Source organism: Algibacter sp. L3A6, from assembly GCF_009796825.1.
In the GTDB taxonomy this organism is placed as follows: Bacteria; Bacteroidota; Bacteroidia; order Flavobacteriales; family Flavobacteriaceae; genus Algibacter.
The window spans coordinates 441,025-457,533 of sequence record NZ_CP047030.1 but is presented as its reverse complement, the minus strand read 5'-3'; the positions used below and the strand labels follow the sequence as shown (position 1 = coordinate 457,533).

Below are 16,509 nucleotides of genomic sequence, written 5' to 3'. Positions count from 1 at the left end.
TTAATTTTTAAAATATTGTAATTCGAAAGTGCTTTCTAAATAATTTGCCAAAGCTGTCTGTGCTTCAATTTCGCTCTGAATAGCTTCTTTTATAAGTTGTGTAAATGCCGAATAATCAATCTCGCCTTCTTTGTAAGCGAACAATGCGCCTGTTTTTTGGTCTTTTGTAAGTGGTAATACTTGTTCTTTATAAAAGAGCCACGATGTTTTCCACTTTAGATAGTTTTCTTTGGCTTGAATAAATTTAGATTCAACTTCGTTTTGTCTGAATTGAATAGTAGTTTCGGCAATTTGTTTGTCAATTTTTGCAGTTCTAATATTCGCTTTTGTTGTGCCAGATAGAAATGGAATTGATATACCAGCTTGATAGGTGTAAAAACCAGAATTACCATTTACGTTTTGCAAACCACCTTGAAGATTGAATTTGGGTAGATTTTCGGCTTTTGCAACTTTGTAATTTGCTTCTGCTTCATCTATTTGAATTTGTGCAAGGTTATATAAAGGATGTTCTTTTGCATTGAAATCGTTTATATCAATTTCATTAGTGATATCCAATTCGTCTGGTACGTTATAAAATTCATCCGAAACGAGCCATAGATTCAACTGCTGTAATGCAATTAGATAGTCACTCTTTGCTTGCAAAAACTTGTTTTGAATTTGCAATGCTTGGTTCTTTGCTGCGGAATATTCCAATTTTGAAATGGCTTCAACTTCATAATTTAATTCCACCGCTTTTTCAAAATTGGTGTAAATGGAATCCAATGCTGCATACAGATTATAATTTCGTTTACTCTGAAAGGCATTTGACCACGCTTTTTTAACTTCCAATTCCAATTCTAATTCTGAAAGTTGAAAGGCTTTTTGCGCTAACTGAATGCGTTGCTCCTGTAATTTTCGTTTTGGTGCAATACCAAAAACATCAATGTTAGATTGCCCAAGGCCAATGGTTGTGTAAATTCCTGTACCATTATTTAGTTCCTCGCCACCCGTGAAAATTTGAGTTGTGCCAAAATCATAAGCAGTACTTTTTAGCTGCTGTTGTTTTTCAATTTCCAACTGTCGTTGTTTTAAACTTGGATAGTTTTGCTTTGAAATGTTAACAGCTTCATTCATTGAAATAATTGGTAACGTATCGTTTACCTGCTGGGCATTTCCTGTTAATGGTAACAAAAATAAAAAGGCTATCATCGCAGTAACAATACTAACTTTTTTGTTGGGTCTAAACGTGAAGGATTTATTTTCTACCCAATGATATAAAATAGGAAGAACAAATAAAGTTAAAAGAGTAGAAGTCAACAAACCACCAATAACAACTGTTGCTAAAGGTCTTTGTACTTCAGCACCTGCCGATGATGAAATTGCCATAGGTAAGAAGCCCAAAACATCTGTAAAAGCGGTTAGCATAATAGGTCTTATTCTTCGTTTTGTACCTTCTATAATTCTATCTTTAAGATTAGTAACGCCTTCATCTTTTAGTTCATTCAATCCGCTAATCATTACCAAGCCATTTAAAACAGCAACACCAAACAAGACAATAAAACCGACACCTGCCGAAATACTGAAAGGCATATCCCTTAACCATAATGCAAAAACACCACCAATGGTTGCCATTGGGATTGCTATATAAATCATTAAGGTTTGTGGAAGTGATTTTAATGCAAAATAAATGAGAACAAAAATTAGCAATAACGCAATTGGTACAACGGTCTGTAAACGGTTGCTTGCTCGTTCCAGATTCTCAAAAGCACCACCATATCTAATGAAATAACCAGAAGGTAGTTCGAGATTGGCATCTAACTTTTCTTTGATTTCAGTTACCAAAGATTTCACATCACGACCTCTCACATTGATACCTACATACGTTCTTCGGTTGGTGTTATCCCTGCTTATTTGCATTGGGCCAGATTTAAAGCTAATATCTGCAACTTCGCGAAGCGGAATTTGAGTGCCAGATGGCAAATTTATATACAGATTTTGTACGTCTGAAATGTCCTTACGATTTTGGGAATCTAATCGTACCACTAAATCAAAACGTTTTTCGCCTTCAAAAATAACGCCTGCTGTTCCACCTGCAAATGCAGATTGTACAATTTGGTTTAACGTATTTATTTGAAGTCCGTACTGTGCTAATTTACTTCGGCTATACGTTATTGTCATTTGCGGTAAACCTGTGGTAGCTTCCGCTTTCATATCTCCAATACCTTCCGTTCCTGCAATTATTTTTGATATTTCTTCTGCCTTTTGGGAAAGCACATTTATATCTTCTCCATAAATTTTAATTGCAATATCTTCTCTAACACCTTCGAGTAATTCATTAAAACGCATTTCGATGGGTTGGGTAAATTCATAGTTTACACCGGGAATTATTTCAACCGCTTCTTTCATTTCTTCAATGAGTTCATCTTTAGTTGCAACGGTTGTCCACTCGCTTTTAGGTTTCAGAATTACAAAAATATCTGCAATATCCATAGGCATTGGGTCGGTTGGGATTTCAGCAACACCAATTCGACTTACAATTTTTTCAACTTCTGGAAACTTTGCTTTTACAATTTGCTCGATTTTAGTAGTTGTTTCGATAGTTTCGGTAAGTGAACTACCTGGTTTTAAAATGGCGTGAAATGCAATATCTCCTTCATCGAGTTGTGGAATAAATTCGCCACCCATTTTGCTGAAGGTAACCACAGCAATTCCGAATAGAACTACCGAAATACCAATGATAAGTTTTCCTTTTTTTAAGGATTTTTCTAATAAAGGTTGGTACTTGCGTTCTACCCAATGTACAAATTTGTCTCCATAAGATTTTTTGTCATTTTTTGGTGCTCTTAAAATCAAGGCAGACATCATTGGAACATACGTTAAACAAAGCACCATTGCGCCAATCATTGCAAAAATGAACGTCAATGCCATAGGTTTAAACATTTTGCCTTCAATACCTTCGAGAGCTAAAATGGGCAGAAATACAATTAAGATAATAAGCTGACCGAAAAAGGCAGCATTCATCATCTTTTTTGAAGCGTTTGATGCGATGCCATCACGTTCTTTGGAAGTCAATTTTTTCTTCTTGTAGAGTTGGGAAGCGATTAGGAAAACGGTACTTTCTACAATAATTACAGCACCATCGACAATAATCCCAAAATCTATTGCGCCCAAACTCATTAGGTTTGCCCAAACATCAAAAACATTCATTAATATAAATGCAAATAATAAGGATAGGGGAATAGTGGAAGCCACTATTAAGCCACCTCGCCAATTTCCCAATAAGAAAATAAGGACGAAGATTACTATTAATGCACCTTCAATAAGATTGGTTGCAACTGTTGAAGTGGTTTCAGCAATTAGTTTACTTCTGTCTAATAATGGTTCGATAATGACACCTTCGGGCAAAGATTTTTCAATTTGCGCCATTCTTTGCTTTACATTCTCAATAACATCGTTAGAATTTGCGCCTTTAAGCATCATTACTAAACCACCTACAACCTCACCTTCGCCATCTTGGGTCAATGCGCCATAACGGATTGCAGCACCAAATTGAACTTTTGCAATGTCTCCAATAGTAATAGGAATGTTATTTGTGTTTTTTACCGTAATGTTTTTTATATCGTCCAAACTGCGCACCAAACCTTCTCCACGAATGAAATTGGCTTGATGGTTTTTTTCAATATATGCGCCACCTGTGTTTTGGTTGTTCATTTCCAGCGCTTCAAAAACATCTGTGATTGTTATACCAATCGCCTTTAATTCGTTTGGGTCAACAGCAACTTCGTACTGTTTTATTTTACCGCCAATTGCGTTTACTTCTACAACACCTTCGACCATCGCCATTTGACGTTGTACAATCCAGTCTTGCATTGTTCTCAAATCGGTAACCGAATATTTGTCTTTATATTCTGGTTTTACTTTAAGTGTGTATTGGTAAATTTCTCCCAATCCCGAAGATATTGGTCCCATTGTAGGTGTACCAAAACCACTCGGAATTTGTTCTTTTACTTCGTTCAATTTTTCAGATACTAATTGACGAGGTAAATATGTTCCCATATCGTCGTCGAAAACGATGGTAACGACAGATAAGCCAAAGCGAGAAATGGAACGGATTTCCTTTACATTTGGCAAGTTGCTCATTGCAACTTCTACAGGATAGGTTACAAATTGTTCAATGTCCTGCGTTCCTAAATTTGGTGCTTGTGTAATGACTTGTACTTGGTTGTTGGTAATATCTGGAACAGCATCGATAGGCACTTGGGTCATACTACAAATACCAGCTGCTACAATGGTTAGCGTTAGCAAACCAATAATGAATTTGTTATTGATTGAAAAATCAATGATTTTATTAATCATAGAAAATGTGTTAATTCAGTTAAACATATCATTTTGCGCGAAGCGCAAAATAAAAGCGAAGCAACGCTTGTATAAAAAGGCGTTACGTTTGGATATAGCTATCCTTAAAAAAAACTGAATTATGCCCTTGGTGGCTGTAAAATGGAAGTGGTAAAATCTTTTTTTGTACCGTTTAGGTAAAGAAAATCTTGAGTAGAAATAATGTTAATATCGAGTGTTAAATCTGCAAAGTGCAAATATGTTGCGCTAATATGGCAACATTGGCAAATACAAAAAGGGGAACATAAATCTGAATCTTGGTGCTGATGGTCATTATCCATAGCTTGTGAGATTTCAGTTTTAACATCATTATCAGACACAACGTAATCTGCACAAGGTGTTAGATTAAGTGCGAAAATGTAAATTGATAATATAAATGCTAAATGTTTCATTAATACAAAGGTAAAAATAAATCAATGCAATGTTGTTGCAAAGTTGATTCTCTTTTTTTCGGTTGGTAAGTTCGGTGTTGCGCGTTGGCAAGAAACAGCTCTTTTATTTTTTTAGGCGTTGGCATTTCGCGTTGGCAAAAAAATGAATGTGCTGTTTGTGCGTTGGCTTTTTTAGTTCAAATGTTGATGGTTTGCACGATTTTCCGCATTATGCACAACATTGTATATAGTTAATACTAACTATATATATCTTATATGATTAATAGCACCTTACTTAAGGTGTTATTAAAGCTATTTGTTTTTCTAAAATTATTTATAGTATAAAATTCAAAATGAAAGCATAAGCTTGTATAAGCATTTCGAGATTCTTTAGGGAAGAATATTTGTTAAAAATATTAAAAGTTAATCATAACAAACACCTCAAATAGAATAAATTTTCAAACTGAAATTATTTTTGAGTTTAATATCAATATTTTACTTAAACAACATTCAGTGTGAAGGAAAAGTGTTTTATTTTTTTTTGTTGCACCTATGTTGTACCTTTTTTAAAAAGTCAAATATTCTTTTCTGATAATCAGTTATTTAATGTTCATGTCTAGATAACACGGTGTTACCACATGTTTTTTATTTTCCATTCAGAAAATCAGTCGTTCGATTTGACTTCTGATTGAGAATAGAAAAATCAAAATTAAAAGTGTAATTAAATTCGTTTTGAAATTCACGTATTCTTGTTTTCTAAATTCTTTTATTATTCTATAAACTAAGAATCCGCCAACAAGTAAAATCGGTAAAAAGTTTAAAATTAAATCGACGTACCACAATTCCGAGATTCGACTTGCAGTTGCTCCTTCTCCATAAATTCCCCAAAAAGCAAATATCTCAATCAAAATCAGAAGTAGCAGAATTCCGAAAAAGAGAATTGACCTAATTCCTATTCCGAGATAATTTGTCTTTATTTTTAAAAATTCGATTGTGTTCAATTCGGTCAGTTTTTTTAAATTCCATTCTCTTTAATCATAACTAAAATTATCGTTATTGCAATTCCGACAACAGAAGCTATAATATTCTTATTAATCAATTCCGATTTTTTAATCCCATAAACGTGATTACTTATTTTCTTTTTATTCATCAGTATGATAATCAGTAGTATGAGTAAGAACCCAACAATATTTATAATAATCAGAGTGTTATCAGTTAAGTCAATTTGAGTTGCGGGAAATGCCAAATTTGTAATCAAAAAATAGAAATAGGATTGGATTAAAATCCAACCAATTTTTTTATTTGTAAAAATTCCGACTATTGGAATTAGTAAGATTAGAGAAGGTCTTAAGTAATATTTATTAATAGCAATCTGAAAATATTGAGTTAGTTTGTCTGCATCCCAATCTCCGACAGCGAAGTAATAGTCAGTTATATTCGAAACTCCATAAATCAATGAAAAGATAAATAAGCATATTATCGATAGCTTAATTATTAAAATCAGGTAATTCTCTCTTATATGTTCAGCGGTTATTCTCAAATGTGTGGTAACGTTGTTGTATATGGTTTGTTGCGTGTTTCAAGCAACTAATTTAGTAAATAATTACCGACCAAGAAAGTGAAGTGCACCCAAATGTTTAGACAAATTTATAATTAATTTTGATAATAATTAGCTCGATATTCAATCGGGCTCATTCCATTTAAATTTTGTTTAATTCTCTCATTATTATAATATTTTATATAGACTTTAATCTCTTTTTTTAACTGAGATATCGACTTATATTTATTTATATAAAACAATTCAGATTTTAGAATACCGAAGAAATTTTCTATCACAGCGTTATCTAAACAATTTCCTTTACGAGACATACTCTGAGTAATTCCTTTTTCTGTTAATAATCTTCGATACTGTTTCATTTGATACTGCCATCCTTGATCTGAATGTAATATTAAATTTGTTTGATCTGGTATTTTCTTAAAAGACTTTTTCAGCATAATAGCTACTTGTTTAAAATCAGGTTTTTCAGATAATTGATAACTTATTATTTCTCTATTAAAGAGATCAATTATTGGAGATAGATATAGTTTTTTTCCTAAAACTTTAAATTCTGTAATATCTGTAGCCCATTTTTTATTTGGCCTAATAGCTTTAAAATTTCGTTGTAATATATTAGGAGCTGTTTCTCCTATTCGCCCTTTATAAGACTTGTATCTTTTAGCTCTGACTAAACTTTTTAAACCTAATTCACGCATCAACTTGAGTACTGTTTTATGATTTATTAGAGTGCCTATTTTGTTGATTTCTAAAGAGATTCTTCTATAGCCATATCTTCCTTTGTGACGATGATATATTTGATGAATCAATAGTTTTATCACTTTATATTTATCAACTAAAAGACTTCTTTTATGATGATAATAATAACTACTTCTTGCCATGTTCGTATGATATAATAAAATATCTAAATCATACTTATGCCTTAATTCTGTTATGGCTTTTGCTTTTTGTTTTGCTCTTGTTGAATTAAGGCCTGTAACTTTTTTAGCAAGTCCAGTTCTGCACGTAATGATTCATTTTCTAATAAAAGTTCCTCTTCTCTTGTTAAAGGTTTATTAGACTTTTTTTTAGCTCTCTTAAATTGCATAGATTTTGGTTTACCTCTAGGTTTAATGTTTAAGCCTACAATACCCTCTTTTGTATAATTACGTTGCCACTTCATAATTACAGATTTAGTAGGAATATTAAATTCTAAACAAGCTTGACTGAAAGATAATGAATCTTTGTCAATAGCTTTTAAAACTTTAAGTTTAAAAGGAATGCTATACACTTTGGTTTTTCTTGGTAATAGTGCTTTTTTACCATATTTTTCATAAAATCGAATCCAATCATGAAGGGTTGTATGATGACAACCATATAACTTAGACACATCTTCAACTGTTTGGTGATTTTTTAAAACTTGCTTTACACATCGAAGTTTAAATGCGTAATCATACTTGACTTTTCTTCCCATAATAATACCCTCAAATAGTGTCTAACTTTTTGGGAGCAGTTCAAAATCCGCGAGGATTTTCGTAAGTAGGCTAGAACTAGCAATAAATTATATACGGTGTTACCCAACGTTTTTATTCCGTTTTTTTTATTAATTTTCTTTTTCCGCCTTGTAATTCAGTCAGTTTTTTGTCTTTTATTTTCCATTCCAAATTTTTAAATACAATCCAATTAGCACTAGACAGAGCAAAAGTCAAACTATCTGTTCCGTTCAGAATTTTCGAGTTTAAAATCAAAGTATCATTTCTGTTTTTCCAAGTTCCTTGAGTAAAATCTGAACCGTGTCCTTTTCGTTTCCAATATTTAAACTCTCCGTTTTCGATTAACCTCATTTCGATATTTGCGTTTGCTTTTCCAATTCCGATATATTTTCCGATTAGCGATTCCGTTTTAATATTCAGATGTTGCGTTTTGCAACTCAATAAAGTCAGAATTGTTGCTAAAATAAAAACTGGTCTTATTTTCATTATACTGTTCTTTTTTTAAGGAAAATCAAGCACGAAATAATTGTCAAAATTAGAATTCCAATTGTTCCGTAAATTAACAGTTTCAGCCACATTATTACATCGTGAATTCCTGCTGCAAATTTATTTAATATTGGTTCTGAAAAAATAAATAGAAGCAAAGTCAGAATTAAGAATATTGCTAAATGGATTAGTATTATTTTCCTTTTACTCATTCAGTTTTTTAATGTTGGGTAACGTCTCGTATATGAAACGTAGCGTGTAAAAAAACGCAATCGTTTCGGATTATACACGAGCCGAATTTTTAAATTTTATTAATTATTTTATTTTTGGGAATTTGTCAAATTTAAAAATTTGGCGACTTTCCAAAAATGCCCAAACCATTGTATTAACAACGACTTTCGCTATTTTTTATATACATTGTTAGCACACGTTTTATTATATATTATAACTATAAGAATAGAACTCTTCATCTTTCACAAAACCAATTCTTTCATATAGTTTTTGAGCAATAAAATTATCTTTTGCTGTTCCTAAATCAACTCTTATTGCTCCATTTTTTTTAGCTAGTTCAAATGTCTTATTTATTAGTTTTTCAGCAATTCCTTTTTTACGATATTCCTGCTTTATAAATAAATCATTTAAAGTAATAGTTTTTCCAAGAGACACAGAACTGAATGAATAGTAATTCAGTACAAATCCTAATGGAACATTTTCAGAATTCAAGGCCAAGAATATCGTAGTTTCATTTTTTTCAATTCTTTCCTTTAGATAAGCTTTGTATTTAGTCTCATTAGAAGGCTTTTTATAAAAAACCATATATTGATTAAAAAGTTCCGCTATAATATCTAATTGCTCAATATTAGCTTCAATTATTTTTATATTCATTCTGTTTTTTTTAATGTGTGCTAACGTGATTGTGTATGGTTAGTTGCGTGATTTAAGCAACTAAGTTAGCAAATAAATCACAGATAGAATATTCCGCAGGAATGTTCGTAAGTAGGCTTAAAACAAGCAATTAATTATACACGGCTTAAGTTAGCATTTAAATAAAAAAGACTAATTTAAACATATAAAATAGAAAGCACAAAAGAGAGGAATAAGGTTAATATACACGGAGAGACTACAGATCTCGTCAACATTGTAAATCCCCTCTCTTTTCTACACAGATTTCGAACAGTTCTGTGAGGCTTTAAGACCTCGATTTTAAGTCGTTGAAACTCGCGTAGTATGTCCTTTCAAAAAAATAATTTGTTATGAATAAAGATATTAAATATTTTGGTATTGACATTAGTTATTTAGTTTTTGATGTCACAGATTCAGATGGTAATTATTATCAGTTTAAAAACAAGGTTTCAGGCTTTAAAGCATTTAGAAAACTTTTAAATTCTGAGAGTCATTGTGTGATGGAAGCTACAGGTTACTATCATTATCAGTTGGCTTATTATTTGTTTGAAGAAGGTCTAAATGTTTCAGTAGAAAACCCATTGTCTGTAAAACGATTTATCCAGATGAGGCTATCCAAGATTAAGACCGATAAGAGTGATTCAAAACTTATATGTTCTTATGCTGAGCAAGTAGAGTTAAAGCTTTGGAAAGGTAGTTCCAAGGAAGTACAGGAGTGTCTTCAAATTACCAGAACCCTTTCTGTGTACACAAAACAGCGTACAATGATAAAGAATAAACTTCATGGTGAATCTGTTTTAGGGGAACCAAGTAAAGCCATTGTAAGATCTTTAAAGCGTAGTTTAAAACATTTAGATAAAGAGATGTCCAGCTTAGAAGAGTTATTGCTAGTTTTAGTAAAAGAGGCTCATAAAGATTTATTTACTCGAATAAAAACCATACCAGGAATCGGAAAAAAAACATCTATTATGTTAATCGTTTTAACAGGTGGTTTTGAACGCTTTTCGAGTGCAGCAGAATTATGTAGTTACGCAGGATTAACTCCAGTGATTAGACAAAGTGGAAGTAGTATAAAAGGACGACCACGCATTAGTAAAATGGGCAATCAAAAACTCAGGAATTTATTATTTATGTGCAGTTTTACAGCTTGTAAATACAACAAAGCATGCAGGGATATTTATGAACGATTAGTAGCAAAAGGAAAGCGTAAAAAATTAGCATTAATAGCGGTATGTAATAAGCTACTAAAACAAGCTTTTGCTATTGCAAAATCGGGTTTAATATTTGACAAGGAATATAAAAGTACACTAGTGAAAAATTAATAAGATTTTACTTGTTTTTTAGCACAGTACTTTGTTGTGCATAGTTATTTTTCGCTTATTTCATATTCACATTTCATTTTCTGTAACTCTTTTTCCAGTTTTTTTATTTTTAAAATATTACCACTTTCAACTAAAACGGGTAAATTCTCAACATATTTAGTGATTTCTTTTAATTCGATTTTATGTTTACTTTTTAGATAAAGCATTACTTTCGATTTGTTGATTCCTAAATCAGTAATTTTAATATCATATGTTTTACTGTCATACGTACAAAAACCCTTTCCTTTCATTTTTAAAGCAGGCTTAATCTCAGATTTTGGTAAAATCGTATAATAGTATTCATCGTGAAACAATTCAATAAATAATAATTGAAAATCTATTTTCAAAAGTTCTTTATCCAATGCAGAGAATAGAAGTCCAATGTATTCACCACGTCTTATCTGTTCCCAATTTAGACCAGATTCAAATTTTTTAAGATTCCACTTAAACGTTGATTTATTATATGTTTTTAAGATTTTCGTTAATGAACTTTTTACTTGTCCTTTATATTCTTCTCCGCTCCAATCGACAGAAAATATTTTATTTACATATTTTCCGTACATAATTAAAAGATATTCAGGATATAAATATTCGTTTAATTCATCAAAATCATCTTTGTCAAACCATTTCAATAATAATTTTTCGTGTTTTAATTGAAATGATTCTAAGCCTAAAACATAATCATTAAAGAATGATTCAAAATCCGAAAATCTATCTTTCAAAATTAGTTCAGATATTTGCTTCAAATCACTATCCATTAAGTTTGTTTTTAATTATGCACAACGTTTATGTATAAGAATAGTTGCGGGTTTGTATGCGAGGATTTTCCGAAGGAAAATCAGACGTTACAAACACGCAACGATCTTTTGATTAAGCACTAAACCGCAATTATTTTTATACGGCTTAAGTTAGCATTTAAATAAAAAAGACTAATTTAAACATATAAAATAGAAAGCACAAAAGAGAGGAATAAGGTTAATTTATACGGAGAGACTTCAGATCTCGTCAACATTGTAAATCCCCTCTCTTTTCTACACAGATTTCGAACAGTTCTGTGAGGCTTTAAGACCTCGATTTTAAGTCGTTGAAACTCGCGTAGTATGTCCTTTCAAAAAAACAATTTGTTATGAATAAAGATATTAAATATTTTGGTATTGACATTAGTTATTTAGTTTTTGATGTCACAGATTCAGATGGTAATTATTATCAGTTTAAAAACAAGTTTTCAGGCTTTAAAGCCTTTAGAAAACTCTTAAATTCTGAGAGTCATTGCGTGATGGAAGCTACAGGTTACTATCATTATCAATTGGCTTATTATTTGTTTGAAGAAGGTCTAAATGTTTCAGTAGAAAATCCGTTGTCTGTAAAACGATTTATCCAGATGCGACTATCCAAGGTTAAGACCGATAAGAGTGATTCAAAACTTATATGTTCTTATGCTGAGCAAGTAGAGTTAAAACTTTGGAAAGGTAGTTCTAAGGAAGTACAGGAGTGTCTTCAAATTACCAGAACCCTTTCTGTATATACAAAACAGCGAACAATGATAAAGAATAAACTTCATGGTGAATCTGTTTTAGGGGAGCCAAGTAAAGCCATTGTGAGATCTTTAAAGCGTAGTTTAAAACATTTAGATAAAGAGATGTCCAGCTTAGAAGAGTTATTGCTAGTTTTAGTAAAAGAGGCTCATAAAGATTTATTTACTCGAAAAAAACCATACCAGGAATCGGAAAAAAAACATCTATTATGTTAATCGTTTTAACAGGTGGTTTTGAACGCTTTTCGAGTGCAGCAGAATTATGTAGTTACGCAGGATTAACTCCAGTGATTAGGCAAAGTGGAAGTAGTATAAAAGGACGACCACGCATTAGTAAAATGGGCAATCAAAAACTCAGGAATTTATTATTTATGTGCAGTTTTACAGCTTGTAAATACAACAAAGCATGCAGGGATATTTATGAACGATTAGTAGCAAAAGGAAAGAGTAAAAAATTAGCATTAATAGCGGTATGTAATAAGCTACTAAAACAAGCTTTTGCTATTGCAAAATCGGGTTTAATATTTGACAAGGAATATAAAAGTACGCTAGTGAAAAATTAATAAGATTTTACTTGTTTTTTAGCACAGTACTTTGTTGTGCATAGTTTTTATTATTTCAATTGTTTTTCCGTACTGTTCATATTTGGATATTCTTTGACGAATTTAATCAATACAGAATCTCCTAACCTAACTTTTTCAAATTCTCTTGAGTCAGGTATTGTCAATTGTGATTCATAGTTTATTCCATTATAATTAAATTCCGTTATAACATAAGGCGACGTTTTCGCACCATACTTCTTTTTTATTATAGTCCCATTTGTTAAGATTCCATCTTTGTCAATCCAATTTTGAACTCGGGAAGCGTTGAAATAAAGAATCAAAAAGAAAGATATTCCTACACCTAGTGATAAATTCACTGTCAATTTTCTTTTCTTTTTAGGTAATATTTCAGTCAGAATTCCGAAAATAATTGCAGTATTTGCTAAATGACAAAGTCCAAGCAAAACAAAGAATTTCATAAATTCTAATTCTTTGTACCAAAAAAAGTATAGAGTTAATTCTAAACTAATTATTATAATTCCAAAAACAATTAATACTCTTTTCAATCAGTTCAGATTATGGTTGGGTCAAATTATGCACAACGTTAAATGTATGGATAGTGCGTTTTTGTTTGCTGGGATTTTCCGTAGGAAAATCAGAAGCTAGCAAAAGAAGCACTTCCTTTAGTTTCAGCACTAATTTAAGCATTATTTATACATACTGTTAGCGTTCGTTACAAATTTTAGTTTTTTATACATCCCAAATTATTCGTACCGAATATAAATCCGTCGCAACAGTTGCGCAAAGCTTGGTAAATCGGATTCGTAAAGATTAGGTAGGAGTGAGGTCAGTCGTACGCAAAGATTGCGTAATTAATGTATCGGAAACCATTATTGATTTTAATCGACTTTTGAGTGAATTATCGTTTTTTTGAGCCGAGTAAGAAATGAACGCTAACAATTGTATATAGTTAGTACTAACTATATATCTCTTATATGATTAATAAGACCTTTACTTAAGGTTTTATTAAAGCTATTTGTTTTTATAAATTATTTATGATATAAAGTTCAAAATGAAAGCATAAGCTTATATAATCATTTCGAGATTCTTTAGGGAAGAATATTTGTTAAATATATTAAAAGTTAATCATAACTAACACCTCAAATAGAATAAATTTTCAAACTGAAATTATATTTGAGTTTAATATCAATATTTTTACTTAAATAACATTCATTGGGAAGGAAAAGTGTTTTTATTTTTTTTGTTGCACCTATGTTGTACCTTTTTTAAAAAAGTAAATATGATTTGTTGTTAATCAGTTGTTTAAGTTGTTAGTATAGATAACACGGTGTTACCAAACGGTTTTTATAATCCAAGGTCTTCGTAATTCCAAGATTCAATTTGGTTTTTCTTTTCGGTTCGATAGAAAATTGCGAATTCATTTCCAAAAACCCTGTCTGTATCTGGAACAAACAAACCACCTTTAAAAAACAATCTGTTTGAACGAATTCCATCATATTCAACTGTACTCAATACACATCTTCGGTAAAATTCACTATTCAAGCTATCTTTAAAAATTCTTTTGTTCAAAATAGCTTTCAGAATAGTATCCTTTTTATTTGTCAAAATGATTTGAGAAGCACAATCGTGGTAAATCTCTTTAAAATTATCATTAATATTTACAATGGAACTATCATTTAAGGAATAGGATTTTATTTCCAATCTATGTTTGTCGTTTCCAATATAGATATCTTGGACATTTTGAATAGTGTCAAAACCAGTCTCCCAATAAACAACAGTAGTATCTTTTGCTTTTAATTCCGTTTCTATTTTGAAATCAGTTGTTGATTCAAATTCAGATTGGTTTTTATCATTTTTTTTCCAGTCACAACCTGATAAAATCAAAAAGATAAATATTAAAATCAGAAGTTGTTTCATTTTTCGGTTTTCAACTGTTTGGTAACGGATATCGTATATTATTAGTAATGGCTAAAATATAAACTAACAATATGCAATGACCGACCATTGAAAAAAGTACTAACTATTAAAACAAAGCACTAAAGCCATTATTAATTATATACAGTGTTACACCCAGTAATTATGACGGATAATTCAGGACTGTTTTTCAAAACTTACGAGGTATTTAATTCAATTCAAACAGAATACCCAAAAACTCTTAATTCAATATTTCTTTATCAAAAAATGTTCGGATCAGAAGAGAATACTCTTCATTATTCAGAATGTATAAAAGATAAGGAAAATTTTTTAAGAATTAATCAAAACCTTCTAATCGCTTTGAGAGACTTTGATGCCTTTTTAGATAATCCTGATAATCTTTAGAATCTTTCTTTTTTATAAGTTCCTTAGATATTTCTAAAGCATTAATTATGTCAAATCGACCTATTTCTCTTGAGTCAACAGCACCTATATATGTTCTAATAGCTCTTTTGTCTGATTCACTGTAAAAAGAGTTGTGTTTTAAGTCTGATTCTAGATTAATAATGTCTTTTTCCGCAATTTTATTAGCCATTATTTCATTTCTGTTTATATACATTTTTTTTATTATTAATTACTAAATCCTATTTTAAGTCATGAGTGAAAAGTCAGAAGCACATAAGAGTTTGAGCATGAGTAAGGTCAGTCGGATAATTTATTTTTTATTTAAAAAGTCAATCTTGCTTAAATTCGCTTTTGTTGAGTACTTGTTGATTATTGCAAATTTACCACGAACATCTAAAAGAATATATTTAGATTCTTTATTGTTTTTTCTTGCATCAATAATTTTAATTCCCTTAGGTATTTCGTATGACTCAAAAACATCAGTAAAATCTCTGTCAAAATCTGATATTTTCTCCAAATCATACCTGTTTTTATCAGTTGATTCTTTGTTTACAATATACTCGTACCCTTCTATATTTCCAAAAACCCTAAACCCTTCAGGGAATTGGTATAAAAAAAATATACCTCCATTTTCATGTGAATTACCAAGAACTAATCCTCCGTCTCTACCGTCTATAAAATCATTTTTAGATATAAGATTATTAATAAAATCATCAGATAATAATTCTTTGTTGTAATGTTTGTACTTCATAAATATATATATGTTTTAAAAGACAAGCTAAGAATAAAGAAGCCTGTTACATCATTCATAAAAGGTTGTAATAAAGCTCCTGTTGGATTTGATTCAAAAAAAAACATAATGATTACTCGTCTAAAGAATATTGACTTTGAAAGTAATAAGTCAGAAGCGCATAAGAGTTCGAGCATGAGTAAGGTCAGTCAGTTTTTTTTAAATTTAGATTGGACTTTATTTTTGGTTGTCTGCTTTTCTTTTATTGCTGGTTCGTTATGTGCAATAGGATTAAAATGTCTTTTACGTTCGTTATTATAGCTCCAAGAACGAAAGCTATTATTGAATAAACAACATATCTTTTCATCTGTTTATTTTGTAACTCTAAATTTACTTTTGTCAACCTATCAATTTCGTCTTTTTGTTCTTGTCTTTCTTTTTCAATTTCATACGACTCATTAATAGCATTATTTTTACTTTTAATGTAATCTTCCCAACTATTATGTTCTAAAACATTTCTTCCGTTTTGAGTTATGTAAACAAGAGCGTCACAAGAAAACTCTCCTTTTTTACTTTTAATCAAGTCGTTTTCTTTTATATAATCTATTAATTCGTAATCACTTGATGCATTAGGTTCAATATTGTCTATAAATGCAAAAGCCATGTCACGCTCTTCTTTTAATAGTTTTAAAAAAGAATAAATCGTGTTTCCTTTATTTACATCTCTCTCCATTACTTTATTTATTAGACCTTAATTGTTTTTTATTGGGTGTAACTTATTTATATAGATTATTAAACACTCCATAATATGTCAAAACGGATGGATAAGAGTGTTTTTCTA

Annotated in this window: 13 protein-coding genes and 1 pseudogene; 2 read left to right on the top strand and 12 right to left on the bottom strand. The window is 30.8% G+C overall.

Annotation, left to right across the window (positions count from 1 at the left end; all coding sequences use genetic code 11):
- From GQR98_RS01945 to GQR98_RS01920, 6 genes are all read right to left on the bottom strand, one after another.
- Complete coding sequence (locus GQR98_RS01945; protein ID WP_159018048.1) at positions 1-4,335, bottom strand: CusA/CzcA family heavy metal efflux RND transporter; 4,335 nt, start codon at positions 4,333-4,335, stop codon at positions 1-3.
- Between the two features lie 119 nt (positions 4,336-4,454).
- Positions 4,455-4,766: a DUF6660 family protein gene (locus GQR98_RS01940; protein ID WP_159018047.1), complete on the bottom strand. Its 312-nt coding sequence runs from the start codon at positions 4,764-4,766 to the stop codon at positions 4,455-4,457.
- A gap of 1,632 nt (positions 4,767-6,398) precedes the next feature.
- Positions 6,399-7,235 (bottom strand): IS3 family transposase, encoded by an 837-nt coding sequence (locus GQR98_RS01935; RefSeq protein WP_233268102.1) that lies wholly within the window; start codon positions 7,233-7,235, stop codon positions 6,399-6,401.
- A complete protein-coding gene (locus GQR98_RS01930; protein WP_159018046.1) occupies positions 7,232-7,753 on the bottom strand; it encodes a helix-turn-helix domain-containing protein in 522 nt (173 codons plus the stop codon). The genes GQR98_RS01935 and GQR98_RS01930 overlap by 4 nt, the downstream gene beginning before the upstream one ends.
- A 112-nt stretch (positions 7,754-7,865) precedes the next feature.
- Positions 7,866-8,258 carry a hypothetical protein gene (locus tag GQR98_RS01925; RefSeq protein WP_159018045.1) on the bottom strand — a complete coding sequence of 131 codons (393 nt, stop codon included), beginning with the start codon at positions 8,256-8,258 and terminating at the stop codon, positions 7,866-7,868.
- A 435-nt stretch (positions 8,259-8,693) separates the two neighbouring features.
- Complete coding sequence (locus GQR98_RS01920; protein ID WP_159018044.1) at positions 8,694-9,143, bottom strand: GNAT family N-acetyltransferase; 450 nt, start codon at positions 9,141-9,143, stop codon at positions 8,694-8,696.
- A gap of 368 nt (positions 9,144-9,511) precedes the next feature.
- Between GQR98_RS01920 and GQR98_RS01915 the strand changes: the two genes are divergently transcribed.
- Positions 9,512-10,483 carry an IS110 family transposase gene (locus GQR98_RS01915; protein WP_159018043.1) on the top strand — a complete coding sequence of 324 codons (972 nt, stop codon included), beginning with the start codon at positions 9,512-9,514 and terminating at the stop codon, positions 10,481-10,483.
- A gap of 44 nt (positions 10,484-10,527) precedes the next feature.
- Here the strand turns inward: GQR98_RS01915 and GQR98_RS01910 are convergent, their stop codons facing one another.
- Complete coding sequence (locus GQR98_RS01910; RefSeq protein WP_159018042.1) at positions 10,528-11,280, bottom strand: hypothetical protein; 753 nt, start codon at positions 11,278-11,280, stop codon at positions 10,528-10,530.
- A gap of 368 nt (positions 11,281-11,648) precedes the next feature.
- On the opposite strand from GQR98_RS01910, the pseudogene GQR98_RS01905 reads away from it, so the two are divergent.
- Positions 11,649-12,619 (top strand): annotated as a pseudogene (locus GQR98_RS01905) (IS110 family transposase).
- 50 nt (positions 12,620-12,669) lie between these two features.
- Here GQR98_RS01905 and GQR98_RS01900 read toward each other — a convergent pair.
- The 5 genes from GQR98_RS01900 to GQR98_RS01880 all read right to left on the bottom strand — a co-directional run bounded on the left by GQR98_RS01900 (position 12,670) and on the right by GQR98_RS01880 (position 16,401).
- Positions 12,670-13,164 carry a hypothetical protein gene (locus tag GQR98_RS01900; protein WP_159018041.1) on the bottom strand — a complete coding sequence of 165 codons (495 nt, stop codon included), beginning with the start codon at positions 13,162-13,164 and terminating at the stop codon, positions 12,670-12,672.
- A 799-nt stretch (positions 13,165-13,963) separates the two neighbouring features.
- A complete protein-coding gene (locus GQR98_RS01895; RefSeq protein WP_159018040.1) occupies positions 13,964-14,536 on the bottom strand; it encodes a DUF4738 domain-containing protein in 573 nt (190 codons plus the stop codon).
- A gap of 334 nt (positions 14,537-14,870) precedes the next feature.
- Positions 14,871-15,128 (bottom strand): hypothetical protein, encoded by a 258-nt coding sequence (locus GQR98_RS01890; RefSeq protein ID WP_159018039.1) that lies wholly within the window; start codon positions 15,126-15,128, stop codon positions 14,871-14,873.
- Between the two features lie 120 nt (positions 15,129-15,248).
- Positions 15,249-15,689 (bottom strand): hypothetical protein, encoded by a 441-nt coding sequence (locus GQR98_RS01885; protein ID WP_159018038.1) that lies wholly within the window; start codon positions 15,687-15,689, stop codon positions 15,249-15,251.
- Between the two features lie 241 nt (positions 15,690-15,930).
- Positions 15,931-16,401 carry a hypothetical protein gene (locus tag GQR98_RS01880; protein ID WP_159018037.1) on the bottom strand — a complete coding sequence of 157 codons (471 nt, stop codon included), beginning with the start codon at positions 16,399-16,401 and terminating at the stop codon, positions 15,931-15,933.
- Between the last annotated feature and the right edge of the window lie 108 nt (positions 16,402-16,509).